This window comes from Faecalibacterium taiwanense, from assembly GCF_036632915.2.
Lineage (GTDB): Bacteria > Bacillota > Clostridia > Oscillospirales > Ruminococcaceae > Faecalibacterium > Faecalibacterium taiwanense.
On the sequence record NZ_CP155552.1, the window covers coordinates 1,357,658 to 1,371,467 of the forward strand.

General features: G+C 59.7%; 10 protein-coding genes. All 10 read left to right on the top strand.

From position 1 onward, the window contains the following. Nucleotides 1–69 precede the first annotated feature (69 nt). The 10 genes from PXT33_RS06890 to PXT33_RS06935 all read left to right on the top strand — a co-directional run bounded on the left by PXT33_RS06890 (nucleotide 70) and on the right by PXT33_RS06935 (nucleotide 13,809). Nucleotides 70–1,752, top strand: coding sequence for a phospho-sugar mutase (locus PXT33_RS06890; RefSeq protein WP_005940102.1), 1,683 nt, complete (start codon nucleotides 70–72; stop codon nucleotides 1,750–1,752). Nucleotides 1,753–1,879: 127 nt separating this feature from the next. After that, nucleotides 1,880–3,055, top strand: a complete 1,176-nt coding sequence (gene ispF, locus PXT33_RS06895; RefSeq protein WP_405002402.1) for a 2-C-methyl-D-erythritol 2,4-cyclodiphosphate synthase — start codon at nucleotides 1,880–1,882, stop codon at nucleotides 3,053–3,055. A gap of 16 nt (nucleotides 3,056–3,071) precedes the next feature. Next, nucleotides 3,072–3,971 (top strand): diadenylate cyclase CdaA, encoded by a 900-nt coding sequence (cdaA, locus tag PXT33_RS06900; RefSeq protein ID WP_332376190.1) that lies wholly within the window; start codon nucleotides 3,072–3,074, stop codon nucleotides 3,969–3,971. Continuing rightward, nucleotides 3,968–5,272 (top strand): CdaR family protein, encoded by a 1,305-nt coding sequence (locus tag PXT33_RS06905; protein ID WP_332376191.1) that lies wholly within the window; start codon nucleotides 3,968–3,970, stop codon nucleotides 5,270–5,272. Before cdaA ends, PXT33_RS06905 begins: the two co-directional genes overlap by 4 nt. 23 nt (nucleotides 5,273–5,295) lie before the next feature. Continuing rightward, nucleotides 5,296–6,891, top strand: a complete 1,596-nt coding sequence (locus PXT33_RS06910) for an FAD-dependent oxidoreductase (RefSeq protein ID WP_332376192.1) — start codon at nucleotides 5,296–5,298, stop codon at nucleotides 6,889–6,891. Nucleotides 6,892–6,901: 10 nt separating this feature from the next. Continuing rightward, nucleotides 6,902–8,251, top strand: coding sequence for a 5-bromo-4-chloroindolyl phosphate hydrolysis family protein (locus tag PXT33_RS06915; protein WP_347070534.1), 1,350 nt, complete (start codon nucleotides 6,902–6,904; stop codon nucleotides 8,249–8,251). Then, complete coding sequence (gene recJ / locus PXT33_RS06920) at nucleotides 8,248–10,380, top strand: single-stranded-DNA-specific exonuclease RecJ (RefSeq protein ID WP_332376194.1); 2,133 nt, start codon at nucleotides 8,248–8,250, stop codon at nucleotides 10,378–10,380. Before PXT33_RS06915 ends, recJ begins: the two co-directional genes overlap by 4 nt. Before the next feature lies 1 nt (nucleotide 10,381). Further along, entirely contained in the window at nucleotides 10,382–12,721 is a 2,340-nt protein-coding gene (locus tag PXT33_RS06925; protein ID WP_332376195.1) for a bifunctional (p)ppGpp synthetase/guanosine-3',5'-bis(diphosphate) 3'-pyrophosphohydrolase, read from the top strand. 3 nt (nucleotides 12,722–12,724) lie between these two features. After that, nucleotides 12,725–13,186, top strand: a complete 462-nt coding sequence (dtd, locus tag PXT33_RS06930) for a D-aminoacyl-tRNA deacylase (RefSeq protein ID WP_005940113.1) — start codon at nucleotides 12,725–12,727, stop codon at nucleotides 13,184–13,186. A 5-nt stretch (nucleotides 13,187–13,191) separates the two neighbouring features. After that, complete coding sequence (locus tag PXT33_RS06935; RefSeq protein ID WP_005940114.1) at nucleotides 13,192–13,809, top strand: MBL fold metallo-hydrolase; 618 nt, start codon at nucleotides 13,192–13,194, stop codon at nucleotides 13,807–13,809. Nucleotide 13,810 lies beyond the last annotated feature (1 nt).

Genomic DNA, 13,810 nt, shown 5'->3' on the forward strand with positions numbered 1-13,810 from the left:
TATTATAAGTAGGTTTAACCAAACCTGTTCTTTTTTGCGGAAAAATTTACAAAAGGTAAGGTGTGCAAGATGTATTTGGATGAATATAAGCGCTGGATGGCTGCAGAGCTGGAAGACGCTGATCTGAAGCCGGAGCTGGCCAAGATCGAGGGAAATGACGACGAGATCAAGGACCGCTTTGCTGTGGCTTTGAAGTTTGGCACCGCTGGTCTGCGCGGCGTTCTGGGCGCTGGCACCAACCGTATGAATATCTATGTTGTGCGTCAGGCCACGCAGGGTCTGGCAAACTGGGTCAAGACTCAGGGCGGCAGCCAGACTGTGGCGATCAGCTACGACAGCCGCCTGAAGAGCGATATCTTTGCCAAGACCGCCGCAGGCGTTCTGGCGGCAAACGGTATCAAGGTGCGCATTTACGATGCTCTGATGCCTGTGCCTGCACTGAGCTTTGCTACCCGTTACTACCAGTGCAATGCTGGTATCATGGTCACGGCTTCTCACAACCCGGCCAAGTACAACGGCTACAAGGCCTACGGCCCGGATGGCTGCCAGATGACCGATGATGCTGCTGCCATCGTATACGATGAGATCCAGAAGACGGATGTGCTGACCGGTGCAAAGTACATATCCTTTGCCGAGGGCGTGGAGCAGGGCCTGATCCGCTTTGTGGGCGACGACTGCAAGAAGGCACTGTATGATGCCATTGAGGCCCGTCAGGTGCGCCCGGGCCTGTGCAAGACTGCCGGCCTGAAGCTGGTGTACAGCCCGCTGAATGGTTCCGGTCTGGTGCCGGTCACCCACGTGCTGAACGATATGGGCATCACCGATATCACCATCGTGCCCGAGCAGGAGTACCCCAACGGCTACTTTACCACCTGCTCCTACCCGAACCCCGAAATTTTCGAGGCTCTGAAGCTGGGTCTGGAGCTGGCAACCAAGACTGGTGCCGATCTGATGCTGGCCACCGACCCCGATGCCGACCGCGTGGGCATTGCCATGAAGTGCCCGGATGGCAGCTATGAGCTGGTATCCGGCAACGAGATGGGCGCTCTGCTGCTGGATTACATCTGCGCAGGCCGCATCGAGAAGGGCACCATGCCCAAAAACCCGGTGGCCGTCAAGTCCATCGTATCCACTCCGCTGGCCGATGCCATTGCCGCACACTACGGCGTGGAAATGCGCAGCGTGCTGACCGGCTTCAAGTGGATCGGCGACCAGATCGCAAATCTGGAAGCTGCCGGTGAGGTGGACCGCTTCATCTTTGGCTTCGAGGAGAGCTACGGCTATCTGGCCGGCCCCTATGTACGCGATAAGGATGCCGTCATCGGTTCCATGCTGATCTGCGAAATGGCCGCTTACTACCGCAGCATCGGTTCCTCCATCAAGCAGCGTCTGGAAGAGATCTATAAACAGTATGGCCGCTACCTGAACAAGGTGGACAGCTTCGAGTTCCCCGGCCTGACCGGCATGGAGAAGATGGCTTCCATCATGCAGAAGCTGCGTGATAACCCGCCCGCCGAGCTGGCTGGCCACAAGGTGGTCAAGGTGACCGACTACAAGAAGCCCGAGGAGACCGGCCTGCCCGCTGCAAACGTGCTGATCTACAGTCTGGAAAACGGTGCGACCGTTGTGGTGCGTCCCTCCGGCACGGAGCCGAAGATCAAGACCTACTTCACCACTCTGGGCAAGGATCTGGCTGAAGCACAGGCACAGAAGGATGCTCTGGCTGCTGCCATCGAGCCGATCCTGAAGTAAACTCCATCAAGAACAAGTTTGTGCCCCTCTGCTGTGTGCAGAGGGGCATTTTTGCTGTAGAATATTGGTTGCAGTTTGGGAAGTTATACGCTATAATAAAATATGGCTTACTATAGGAATCGGGCAGGTGAAGAAATTGGAAAAGAGAGTATCCGCGGTACTGGTGGCGGCGGGGTCTTCCACACGCATGGGCTTTGACAAGCTCAGCTTTGATCTGGGCGGCGAGACCGTGCTGCACCGCAGCATCCGCGCGTTTGAACAGGACCCGCTTGTCACGGAGATCGTGCTGGTGGCCGGTAAGAACCGCGCCTTTGTGGAGCAGCAGGCAGCAGACTGCACAAAGCCTGTGCAGATCGCAACGGGCGGCACCACCCGCGCCGAGAGCGCAAAAAACGGCGTGCTGGCGGCAGCAGGGGAGCTTGTGGCAGTGCACGACGCGGCAAGACCCTTCGTCAGTCAGGCCGTCATCACAGCAGCGCTGGAAGCAGCGGCCCGGTGCGGCGCAGCTGCACCTGCCGTACCGGTAAAGGATACCATCAAGGCTGCAGCGCGCGGCAACGGAAAGACCGTGCCGGATGCCTGCCTTGTGTACACAACGCCCGACCGCAGCACCCTGTATGCGGTGCAGACCCCTCAGTGCTTTGACCGCGCAGAGTACCTTGCTGCGCTGGAAGAGCTGGATGCCGAAAAAGCCCGCCTTGTCACCGACGACTGCAGCCTGTTCGAGCTGACCGGCCGCGCCGTGCAGCTGACGCAGGGCGATTACGCCAATTATAAGATCACGACCCGCGAGGACTTGCCCCGCCCGGAACAGAAAGAGGAACACAAAATGCGCATTGGACATGGTTATGACGTGCACCGTCTGGTGGAAGGCCGCAAGTTGATTCTGGGCGGCGTGGAAGTGCCTTTTGAAAAAGGCCTGCTGGGCCACTCGGATGCAGATGTGCTGGCCCATGCGGTGATGGATGCTGTGCTGGGTGCCGCTGCGCTGGGGGATATCGGCCAGCATTTCCCGGATAATGACCCGGCCTACTCTGGTGCCGACAGCCTGAAGCTGGCCCGCCGTGTGGCCGAAATTTTAAAGGAGCACGGCTTCCGCATTGAAAATATCGACGCGACGCTGTTGTGTCAGCGGCCCAAGCTTGCGCCGTACATTCCGGCCATGCGCCAGAATCTGGCCGATGCCTTCGGCCTGCCGGTGGATGCCGTGAGCGTAAAGGCCACCACCGAGGAACATCTGGGCTTTACCGGCGAGGGGCTGGGCATTGCCGCCCACGCCGTTGCCCTGATCGAAACACTGTAAACGGGAGCGTGTACCAATGACTCTGAACGCGATCATTGCAAATTTCCAGACCTTCAAACTGGTCGATTTGCTGGATATCATCATCATTTCCTTCCTGATTTACCAGCTGCTGGGCATTGTCAACCGCACCCGCGCCGGCCAGCTGTTCAAGGGCGCGCTGCTGGTGATGGCAGTTTATCTGGTGGCCAACACCCTGAATATGCGCACGGTGACCTGGCTGCTGAACTCACTGCTGCAGGTGGGCCTGCTGACGCTGGTGGTGTTGTTCCAGCCGGAGATCCGCCGTGCACTGGAGCGCATGGGCCAGACCGACCAGTGGGCTGCCAAGCTGTTCAATGTCAAGGGCCGCTACAACGACCCCAGCCTCAAGGGCGCATGGCGCAGTGCCATCATTGCCATCTGCGATGCGGCAGAGCGCTTTTCTGAGACCAAGACCGGTGCACTGATCGTGCTGGAACGCCACACGAACCTTTCGGAGATCGTGCGCACTGGCACGCCGGTGAACAGTGCGGTCAATCTGGAAGTGCTGGGCACCATTTTCTACGAGGGCACGCCCCTGCACGATGGTGCTGCCATCATTGAGAATGGCCGCATCAAAGCCGCGGGCTGTGTGCTGCCGCTTTCCAACAATCTGGATCTTGGCAAGGATATGGGCACCCGTCACCGCGCCTGCCTTGGCATTGCCGAAAATTCCGATGCAATTGCCATCGTGGTCAGCGAGGAGACCGGCATCATCTCCATGGCAAAGAACGGCGTGCTGATCCGCCATTTTGACCGCCAGACCCTGTATACCCGTCTGGTGGATGAGATGATCCCTAAGGAGACCACCACCGAAAAGACGACGGTCAGCGGCTGGCGCGGTCAGCTGGACCGTCTGTGGAAATGGGTCAGCCAGAAGGAGGACGATGCGCAATGAACAACGAACCCAACAAGAAAAATGGCGCAAAGCCGGCGGTCGCCCATAAGAAAAACATTCTGGACGACCGCCGCATCCGGCTGGCACTTTCGGTGCTGGGTGCCATCGTTGCATGGATGGTGGTCACCATCATCGTGCAGCCCGGCACCAGCAACACCATCTACAATGTGCCGGTGGATTATACCTACGATTCCGCTGCTTACACCTCCCGGGGCCTGAGCATCGTCAGCGCTGAGGATAAGACCGTGAACCTGAAGATCTCCGGCGACGGCTACACCATCGGCGGGCTGACGGCTTCCGACTTTGTGGTCTACCCGGATTTTTCCAGCGTACGCGACAGCGGCGAAAAGACCCTGCGCCTGCTGGTACGCGGTGCCAACGGCCTGCTGAACGGTGTGACCGTGACCATGGAAGGCAATGACAACACGGTGGATGTGGTGTTTGACGTGGTGGAGGAAAAGACCCTGCCCGTTACCATTACCACCAACTACCTGACCATCGCGGACGGTTATATCCTTTATAGTACGGATGTTTCCAAGGAGAATATCACCCTTTCCGGCCCCAGCAGTGAGCTGGATAAAGTTGCTACCTGCACAGCAGAGGTGACCTACAGCGGCGAACTGACCGAGTCCATCACGCTGAACACGCCGCTGCGCTTCTATACCTCCGGCGGCAAGGAAGTCAAGTTTGAGTACACGGAGCTGGAAGAGAACAGCGTGGATGTGACCTTGCAGGTGTACAAGATGGCAACGCTGCCGGTGGACGTGAATTTCATCAATGCACCGCGTGATTTTGATGATTCGATGCTGGTATATGCACTCAGCCGCAAGCAGCTCAAGGTGGCAGGTCCGGCAGCTAAGATCGATATGCTGTCCACGCTGCCCATCGGCAATATCGACCTTTCCACCTTTACACTGAACAAGAGCTATGAGCTGCCCATCGACCTGCCCGCAGACATCTATCTGCTGGATAACATTTCCACCATAATGGTCAGCTTTGACTGCTCCAATCTGGGAACCAAGACCATGAACCTGCCCAATACCTGCGTGCAGGTGGTCAACCTGCCCTCTACCTACCAGCTGACGGTGCAGACCGAACGCCTGATGAATGTAACGCTCTGCGGCCCCAAGGGCGCGATCGAAACGCTGACCCCGGAGCAGGTGGTCATTGAGATCGATGCCGAGGATTTCTCGGTGGCGACCGGCGAGCAGAACATTGCCTGCCGCCTGTATGTGCCCTCCAACGGCAAGATTTTTGCACTGGGCAGCTATGTGCTGCAGTGCCGCATCGAAAGCAACTGAAACAAAAAGGAACACACGATAACATGATTCTGGTTCGCAACATCCGTCTGCCGCTCTCTGCCGGAGAGCCGCAGGCATTTGAAAAAGCCCTGCACGCTGCCCGCATCCCGCGCGGAAAGGTGCAGCATCTGGGCGTGGCAAAGCTCTCGGTGGATGCCCGCCATGGCCAGCCCAAGCTGGTGTATACCGTGGCTGTCACCCTGAAAGAACCTGCCGAGGAAGCGGCTCTTGCAGCCCGCTGTGGTGATGCTTCTCTGCAGCAGAAGGTGGATTTTTCGGTGCAGAATGGCATCCAGCCACTGGCACATCGGCCTGTGGTGTGCGGCCTTGGCCCGGCGGGCCTGTTTGCAGCGCTGCTGCTGGCCCGGCAGGGCTATCAGCCCATTGTGCTGGAGCGCGGCCCGGCGCTGGACGAGCGCGTAAAGGCGGTGGAACATTTTTCTGCTACCGGCGAACTGGATGTGAATGCGAATATTCAATTTGGCGAGGGCGGTGCCGGTACCTTTTCGGACGGCAAGCTGACCACCCGCATCGGCGATGAGCTGTGCGGCTTTGTTACCGAGGTGTTCCTGCAGCACGGTGCGCCGGAGGAGATCGCCTGGAAGCAGAAGCCCCATGTGGGCACCGACCTGCTGCGCGGTGTGATCACATCTATCCGCAAGGAGATCGAAGCTCTGGGCGGTGAGGTGCATTTCAACACGGCCCTGACCGGCTTTGAACAGAAAAATGGTCAGCTCACCGGCATTTTTACCACAAATGGCACCTTTGCCTGCGAAGCTTTGGTGTTCGCGGTGGGCCACTCGGCCCGCGATACCTTCGGGATGCTGATGGACGGCGGCCTGCAGCTGGAATGCAAGCCGTTCAGTGTGGGCTTCCGCGCCGAGCATCTGCAGAGTGAGATCGAAAAGAGCTTATATCACGAGGCTGCCGGGCATCCGGCTTTGCCGCGGGGCGAGTATCAGCTTTCCCAGCATGTGGGGGAGCGGTGCGTTTACACCTTCTGCATGTGCCCCGGCGGGCAGGTGGTGGCATCGGCCAGCGAGGAAGGCCGTGTAGTGACCAACGGCATGAGCTTCCACGCCCGCAATGGCAAAAATGCCAACGCGGCCGTGGTAGTGAGCGTGGGAGGCAAGGACTTTGCAGACGATCCGCGCCGGGCCATCGCGTTCCAGCGGGAGCTGGAAGCCAAAGCCTACGCCGCTGGGCGCAGTGCAGGGGAGTATGCCGCTCCGGCAGAGAACATCCAGAGCTTTCTGGAAGGGCGCGGTCAGCTGAACATTGGACGCGTGCAGCCTACCTATGACCGCGGCGTTGCTGCGGCAGACCTCGGCGCACTGCTGCCGCAGGAGCTGGCCGAAACGCTGCGGGCGGGCCTGCGCGCCTACGAGCGCAAAATTGCGGGTTATACCGCGCCGGAAGCGATCCTTACGGGTCTTGAGACCCGCACCAGCAGCCCGGTGCGGCTGAAGCGGGAAGAAAATTTTGAATGCACCCAGCTGGCAGGTCTGTATCCCTGCGGCGAGGGTGCCGGATATGCGGGCGGCATCATGAGCGCCGCCGTGGATGGCCTGCGGGTGGCCCGCGCCATCATCAGCCGGTATGCACCGGCAGAAGGGTGAGAAGAGTTTGATGAACGATCGTGAAAACGATACAATGAGAGAGAATGAGGGCCGTCAGGTGCAGCAGGAGCTGGAAAACCAGCTGCGCGCCTTTGGCGATACCGTGTCGGATGCCTTTGCCCATGGCTTTGAGGGCAAAGGGGAGGACATTGGCGACCGCGCCTATGGTGTGGGCCGTGCGGCGGTGAATGCTGCAAACTTTGGCCTTGGCGAAGCGGCAAAGGCGTTCCGCAGCAGCCGGGAGGAATACTACCGCAGCCGTCAGAATGCGCAGAAGACGAAACAGGGCTTGAATGAGGACTGTATCAACGCGCAGGCCGCAGGTGTTTCCGGCTGGTTCCGGCAGATGTTCGGCAAGGCAGAGACGACCCCGGCAGACGAGATCCGCGCCAGTGCCAAAAAGCGCTACAGCGCAGGCTGTGCATTGCTGGCAGTCGGCATCACGTTTACGGTGATCTTTGGCATCACGGCGGTTTCCTGTCTGGGTGCGGCGGGCCTGTTTACGCCCAATGCGGCGGTTCTGCAGGCTCTTCTGCAGGACAGCTTTATGGCTGAAAATGCTGCAGCCATGGGCAGCTTTGCGCTGGGGGCGGTGCGGATCACCGGCTGGTGCTTTGCGGCTGTCACCGCCGTGTTCGTGTGGATGATCACTGCCGGTGCGTCCCGCCTGAAGGCCAGCAAGACGCTGCTCCGTCTGGCCGAGGCAGCAGAAGGCTTTGACTGCAAAAAGGGCCTGCCGCTGGAAGCCGTGGACGAGAAAAAGGCCCGGGCACTCAAGCGGGTGCGCAGATTCATCCGCAATGGCTGGCTGAGTGCATGGGTGGACGAAAAAGCGGAAAAGCTTTACCTGACTGCTGAGGATTACCGTGCCGCGCAGGAGGCTGCCGCAGCCTCCAAGGCACCGCCGCAGCCGGAACCGGAGGCAGAAAAAACGGACGATGTGCCGCTCAATCTTGAGACAGCGCGCCGCTTTGCTGCCGTGTTGCAGCAGGAAAAACAGCTGATGCAGGATGCGCAGGGCCGCGAAGAGCTGGACCATATGCAGACCACCACCACTGCCATCTGTGACTGGCTGGAAGCACACCCGGAAAGCCTGCCCAAGGCCCGCCGCTTTGCGGAATACTATATCCCCACCACCCTCAAGCTGCTGCACACCTACAACGATGTGCAGGGCCAGCAGGGCGAAAACGCCGAGACCATCCGCCGCGATATCGCGGGCATCCTTCACACGCTGAATCAGGCCTACGACACCCTGTATGATACGCTGCTCTCGGATGTAGCGATGGATGTCTCTTCTGAGATCGCCGCCCTGCAGGGAATGCTGGCCAACGACGGCCTGACGGGAGGAAATTTTGAATGACCTACCGTGCATGGAATCTGAAGCCGCTGGACCGTGCCGCGCTGCGGGAGCTGACGCAGGCGATTGCGGAGCAGGCCACCGAAGAACTGGAATATAACGCACAGAACGACGAGCCGTGGAGCGAGCAAAAATATGCGGCCACCCTTGCCGCCCAGCAGAAGGAAAATGCCCTGTTGGCGGGCGTGCTGACGGCCCGCGGCATTACCGACCCTACCGAAGCACTGACCCTGCTTGCCGGTGAGGAAGAATTGAGCGCCCCTTCGCTGCTCACCGATATGGACAAGGCCTGCGAGCGCATCTGGCGGGCCATTGACGAGGGCGAGACCATTGTGGTGTTCGGCGATTATGACGTGGACGGCGTGACGGCCACGGCCCTGCTGTACCAGCATCTCAAGGGCATGGGGGCTACCGTAAAATGTATGCTGCCCAGCCGCGAGGGCGACGGCTACGGCCTTTCGCGCAATGCCATCCGTTCCATCCACGATAAGGGCTGCAAGCTGATCGTGACGGTGGATAACGGCATTTCTGCTGTGGAAGAAGCCGATTATGCCGCTGAACTGGGCATTGACCTGATCATTACCGACCATCATCTGCCGCCGGAAACTCTGCCCAAGGCCATTGCCGTGGTAGACCCCCGTCGTGAGGACGACACCAGTCCCTTCAAGGGCCTGTGCGGTGCAGGCGTGGCGTTCAAGCTGTGTGCCGCACTGGATGGCTGCCCGCCGGAAGAAATGCTGGACTACTGCGGCGACCTTGCCGCTGTGGGTACTGTGGCGGACGTGATGCCGCTTACCGGCGAAAACCGCACCCTTGTCAAGGCGGGCCTGCGCCAGCTGCAGAACACGGACCGTCCGGGTCTGGAAGCGTTGCTGGAAGAGGTGGGCCTTGCGGGCAAACCGGTCACCGCAGAAAATGTCAGCTACGCCATTGCGCCCCGCATCAATGCGGCTGGCCGCATGGACAACGCTGTTACGGCTTTGCAGCTGGTGATGTGTGAGGACCCGGACCGCGCCGCAGAGCTGGCCCATAAACTGAACGAGATCAATACAAAGCGTCAGGAGACAGAGCTGCAGATCTTCAAGGCCGCGCAGGAACTGCTGGAACAGGAACCGGAGCGGCTGGAAGACCGCGTGATGCTGCTGTGGGGCCGCGATTGGCACCCCGGTGTCATTGGCATCGTGGCATCCCGGCTGGTGGAACGCACCGGCCGGCCTGTGATCGTGGTGACGATCGACGAGCACGGCGAATGCAAGGGCAGCGGACGCAGCGTGCAGGGCTTCAATTTGCATGCCTGCATTGGTGCCTGCGCAGATCTGCTCATCCGCTACGGCGGCCATGCCATGGCTGCGGGCCTTTCGGTGCGGGAAGAAAATCTGCCCGCTCTGCGCCGCCGCCTGAACGACTGGGCAGCACGGGAATGCCCGGTGCTGCATACCACCCCGCTGGAGTGCGACCTGCCCATCCATCTGGACCGTGTGACCGTGGAAAGTGTGCGGAAGCTCGACCAGCTGGCTCCCTATGGGGCCGAGAACCCGACCCCGGTGTTCCTTTTGCAGAACGCCGTGCTGGATGGGGTATACCCGGTATCGGAGGGCAGGCACAGCCGTCTGCGCTTGCGGCAGGGCAATGCCAGCGTGTATGCCGTGTGGTTCGGTATGCCGCCGGAACGGCTGCCCTATGCCATGGGCGATGTGGTGGATGCTGCGCTGAACCTTTCGGTCTACGATTCGCCCCGGGGCGCACAGCTTTCGGGCCGCATTCTGGACCTGCATCCGGCAGGGCTGGGCACAAAGCTTGCGGAGCAGGCTGCTTTTGTGGTGGCGCTGCGCCGCGGCACACCCCTGACTGAGGAACAGAAAAAGCTTATTACGCCTGAGCGCAGTGATATCGTCACAGTGTACCGTGAGCTGCAGGCGCGCCGCTGGCACGCAGAAGATCTGCAGCCGCTGTGCGCAAAACTGGGCGAGGAAAATACAGGCAAAACGCTGGTGGCGGTCACGGCCTTGGAACAGGTGGGACTGATCGCCACGGTGGAAAAGGGTGGGGCAAAATATCTGGAGCTTGTGCCTGCGCAGGGCAAAAAGAACCTTGCGGATGCCCCGGTCCTGAAATGTTTGGAGGGAATGTAAAATGCCAGAGGGAAAGAAAGCTGCGGTCCCTGCACCGAAGCCGGTGCGGGAAGAGGATCTCTACTCCGCAAAGACCCACCTGCATCAGCCGGTACCGGTGCAGGAAACGGCTACCGTTTCTGCAACAGCACAGCTGGCCGATGCCCCGGAAGGCGCGCTGCCTTCGGAGGTGCGGCCGGAGATCGTTACCTGGGAAAAACTGTGTGAGGCCATCAAGGCCAGCGGCCGCTCCTACAATATGGAGATGATCGAAAAGGCATATAACCTTGCCAACACTGCCCACAAGGGGGTGTGCCGCCGCAGCGGCGAGCCGTATATCTGCCATCCGCTGGCTGTGGCACGACTGGTGCTGGATCTTGGCATGGACTCCGAGAGCATTGCTGCGGCCCTGCTGCACGATGTGGTGGAGGACACTCCCACTACACTGGACGACCTGAAAGCCGCCTTTGGCGAGGAAGTTGCCCTGCTGGTGGACGGCGTGACCAAGCTGACCAAGATTCAGTTCTCTAACATTGAGGAACTGCAGGCTGAAAACCTGCGCAAGATGCTGCTGGCCATGAGCCGCGATGTGCGCGTGATGATCATTAAGCTGTGCGACCGGCTGCACAACATGCGCACCGGTGATGCATGGCCGGAACAGAAGCGCCGCGATAAAGCCCGCGAGACCATGGAGGTGTATGCCCCCATCGCCAACCGTCTGGGCATCCTGAACGTGAAGGAAGAGCTGGAAGACCGCAGCCTGCATTACCTTGACCCTGTGGGCTACGAGGAGATCAGCCGGATGCTCAGTGAGCGTGCAGGCGAGGAGTTCCTTGCAAAGGTGTCCGGTGTGATCGAGCGGCGGCTGGCCGAAAGCGGCATTGAGGGCGCTACCATCAAGCGCCGCGTCAAGAGCATTTACGGCATCTATCGCAAGACCATCATGCAGAACAAGTCCTTTGATGAGATCTACGATATCTATGCGGTGCGGGTCATTCTGGATACGCTGGCCGAGTGCTACAGCACTCTGGGCCTCATCCACGATATGTACCATCCGCTGCCCAACCGCTTCAAGGACTATATCTCCACTCCCAAGCCCAATGGCTACCAGAGCCTGCACACCACCGTCATCGGCCACGAGGGCATCCCCTTTGAGGTGCAGATCCGCACCCGCAAGATGGACGAGCAGGCCGAGTACGGCGTTGCGGCTCACTGGAAGTATAAAGAAGGTCTGGATGGCCACGACAAGCTGGACGAACGTCTGGCATGGGTGAGCCAGCTGTTGGAAAACCAGCGCGTCAGCGAGGATTCCGGCAATCTGCTGCACGACCTCAAGAGCGACCTGCTGCCGGAGGAAGTGTTTGCCTTTACGCCCAAGGGCGATGTCATCAACCTGCCCACCGGCGCTACCTGCATCGATTTTGCCTATGCGATCCATTCGGCGGTGGGCAACCGCATGGTGGGCTGCAAGGTGAACAACCGCATGGTGCCCATCGACCACATCGTTTCCACCGGCGAGATCATCGAAGTGATCCTTGGCCCGGCGGACAAAGGCCCCAGCCGCGACTGGCTCAAGATCGTGCGCACCAGCGAAGCGAAGAGTAAGATCCGAAACTGGTTCAAAAAGATGCGCCGCGAGGAAAATATCACGCAGGGACGTGATGCACTGGCCCGTGAGCTGCGCAGGGAAATGATCATCATTCCGGACGACCAGCTGGACGATTTTATCAACAGCTGTTCCCGCCGCCTGCGCCAGAACAATGCCGAGGAACTTTATGCCGCCATCGGCTACGGCGGCATGACCATTGCCAACTGCCTGCCCAAGCTCAAGGAGGAGTGGCAGAAGCTGAAAGCTTCGGAGGAAAAGGCCGGGGAAGACCTGCCCAAGGTGGACCTGAGCCGTGTGCACGCTACCGACGGCGTGGTGGTGGAAGGCTTCGATAACACCCCCATCAAGTTTGCCAAGTGCTGCAGCCCGCTGCCGGGCGACCCCATCGTGGGCTTTATCACCCGCGGCTTTGGCGTTTCCATCCACAAGCAGAGCTGCGTGAACGCCATTTCCAGCATGAAGGATCCCACCAACGCCCCCCGCTGGGTCAAGGCGTACTGGGCCGACAGCGTCAGGGACAGCTATAAGGCCGGCATTGAGATCATTGCGCTGAACCGCAACGAGCTGCTGCAGGATGTGCTGGCTGCGCTGGCGGATATCCGGGTGCCCATCTATGCGGTGAACGCCCGTCAAGTGGAAAACAACTGCGCCATGGTCAGCCTGACCATCGGCATCAACAATACCGAGCACCTCAACCGTGTGGTCGCAAGACTTTCCAAGGTGAAGGACGTGCTCAAGGTGACAAGGAGCTAAAACATGCGTGCAGTCATTCAGGCGGTGTCTTCCGCCAGTGTGCGGGTAAACGGCGGTGAGCCGCGGGCCATCGGGCCGGGCCTTATGATCCTGCTGGGTGTCAGGGATACCGACAGTCTGGACATCGTGCCCAAGCTTGCCGATAAATGCGCAGGCCTGCGCATCTTCCCGGACGCAGAGGGCAAGCTGAATCTCAGCGCAAAGGACCTTGGCTATTCGGCTCTGGTGGTGAGCCAGTTCACCCTTTACGGCGACACGAAAAAAGGCTACCGGCCCAGCTTTATCAAGGCCGCAAAGCCGCCGCTCTCCGTGGATGCTTACGAGCTGTTCCTTGCAGAGATGAACAAACAGGGCCTGAAGGATGTTCAGCACGGCGAGTTTGGCGCGGACATGCAGGTGGCTCTTGTGAACGAAGGACCCTGCACCATTATCATCGATACCGACGAGTGGAAGAAAAAGGAGTGACCGCCATGCAGGCTTTTCATATTCCGGGCGCTGCGCCGCTGTATACCAATACCTTCCTGCTCATTTCCGACGCAGGCCATGCCGTGGTCATTGATCCGTCGGCAGATGCGCAGACCTACGATAAAATTTTAAAGGAAAACAATGCGCAGCTCACCACCATCCTGTGCACCCACGGCCACTACGACCATGTGGGCAGCGCCGAAGCCTTGCGCACCGAGTGGAACGCAAAGCTCTACTGTGAGGCTGCCGACCTTGCAGGCGACCGCATGTATCCGCTGAGCGCAGCGGACTGCGGCTACGCAGAAGGGGAGACTGTCTCGGTAGACGAGCTGCAGTTCACGGTCTGGCACACGCCCGGCCATACGCCCGGCGGCGTGGTGCTGCTGTGCGGCGAGTATCTCTTCTGCGGCGATACCCTGTTTGCAGGCAGCATCGGCCGTACCGATCTGGAGGGCGGCAGCAGTGCACAGATGGCCGAGAGTCTGCGTAAACTGGCAAAGCTGCCCATCCCGCGCGGCACGCAGGTGCTGCCCGGCCATGGCGAGTTCTCCACCTTTGGCGATGAACTGGACAACAATTACTTCATCCGCAGCGCTGTGCGCGGCAACAATGATTTATTTTAAA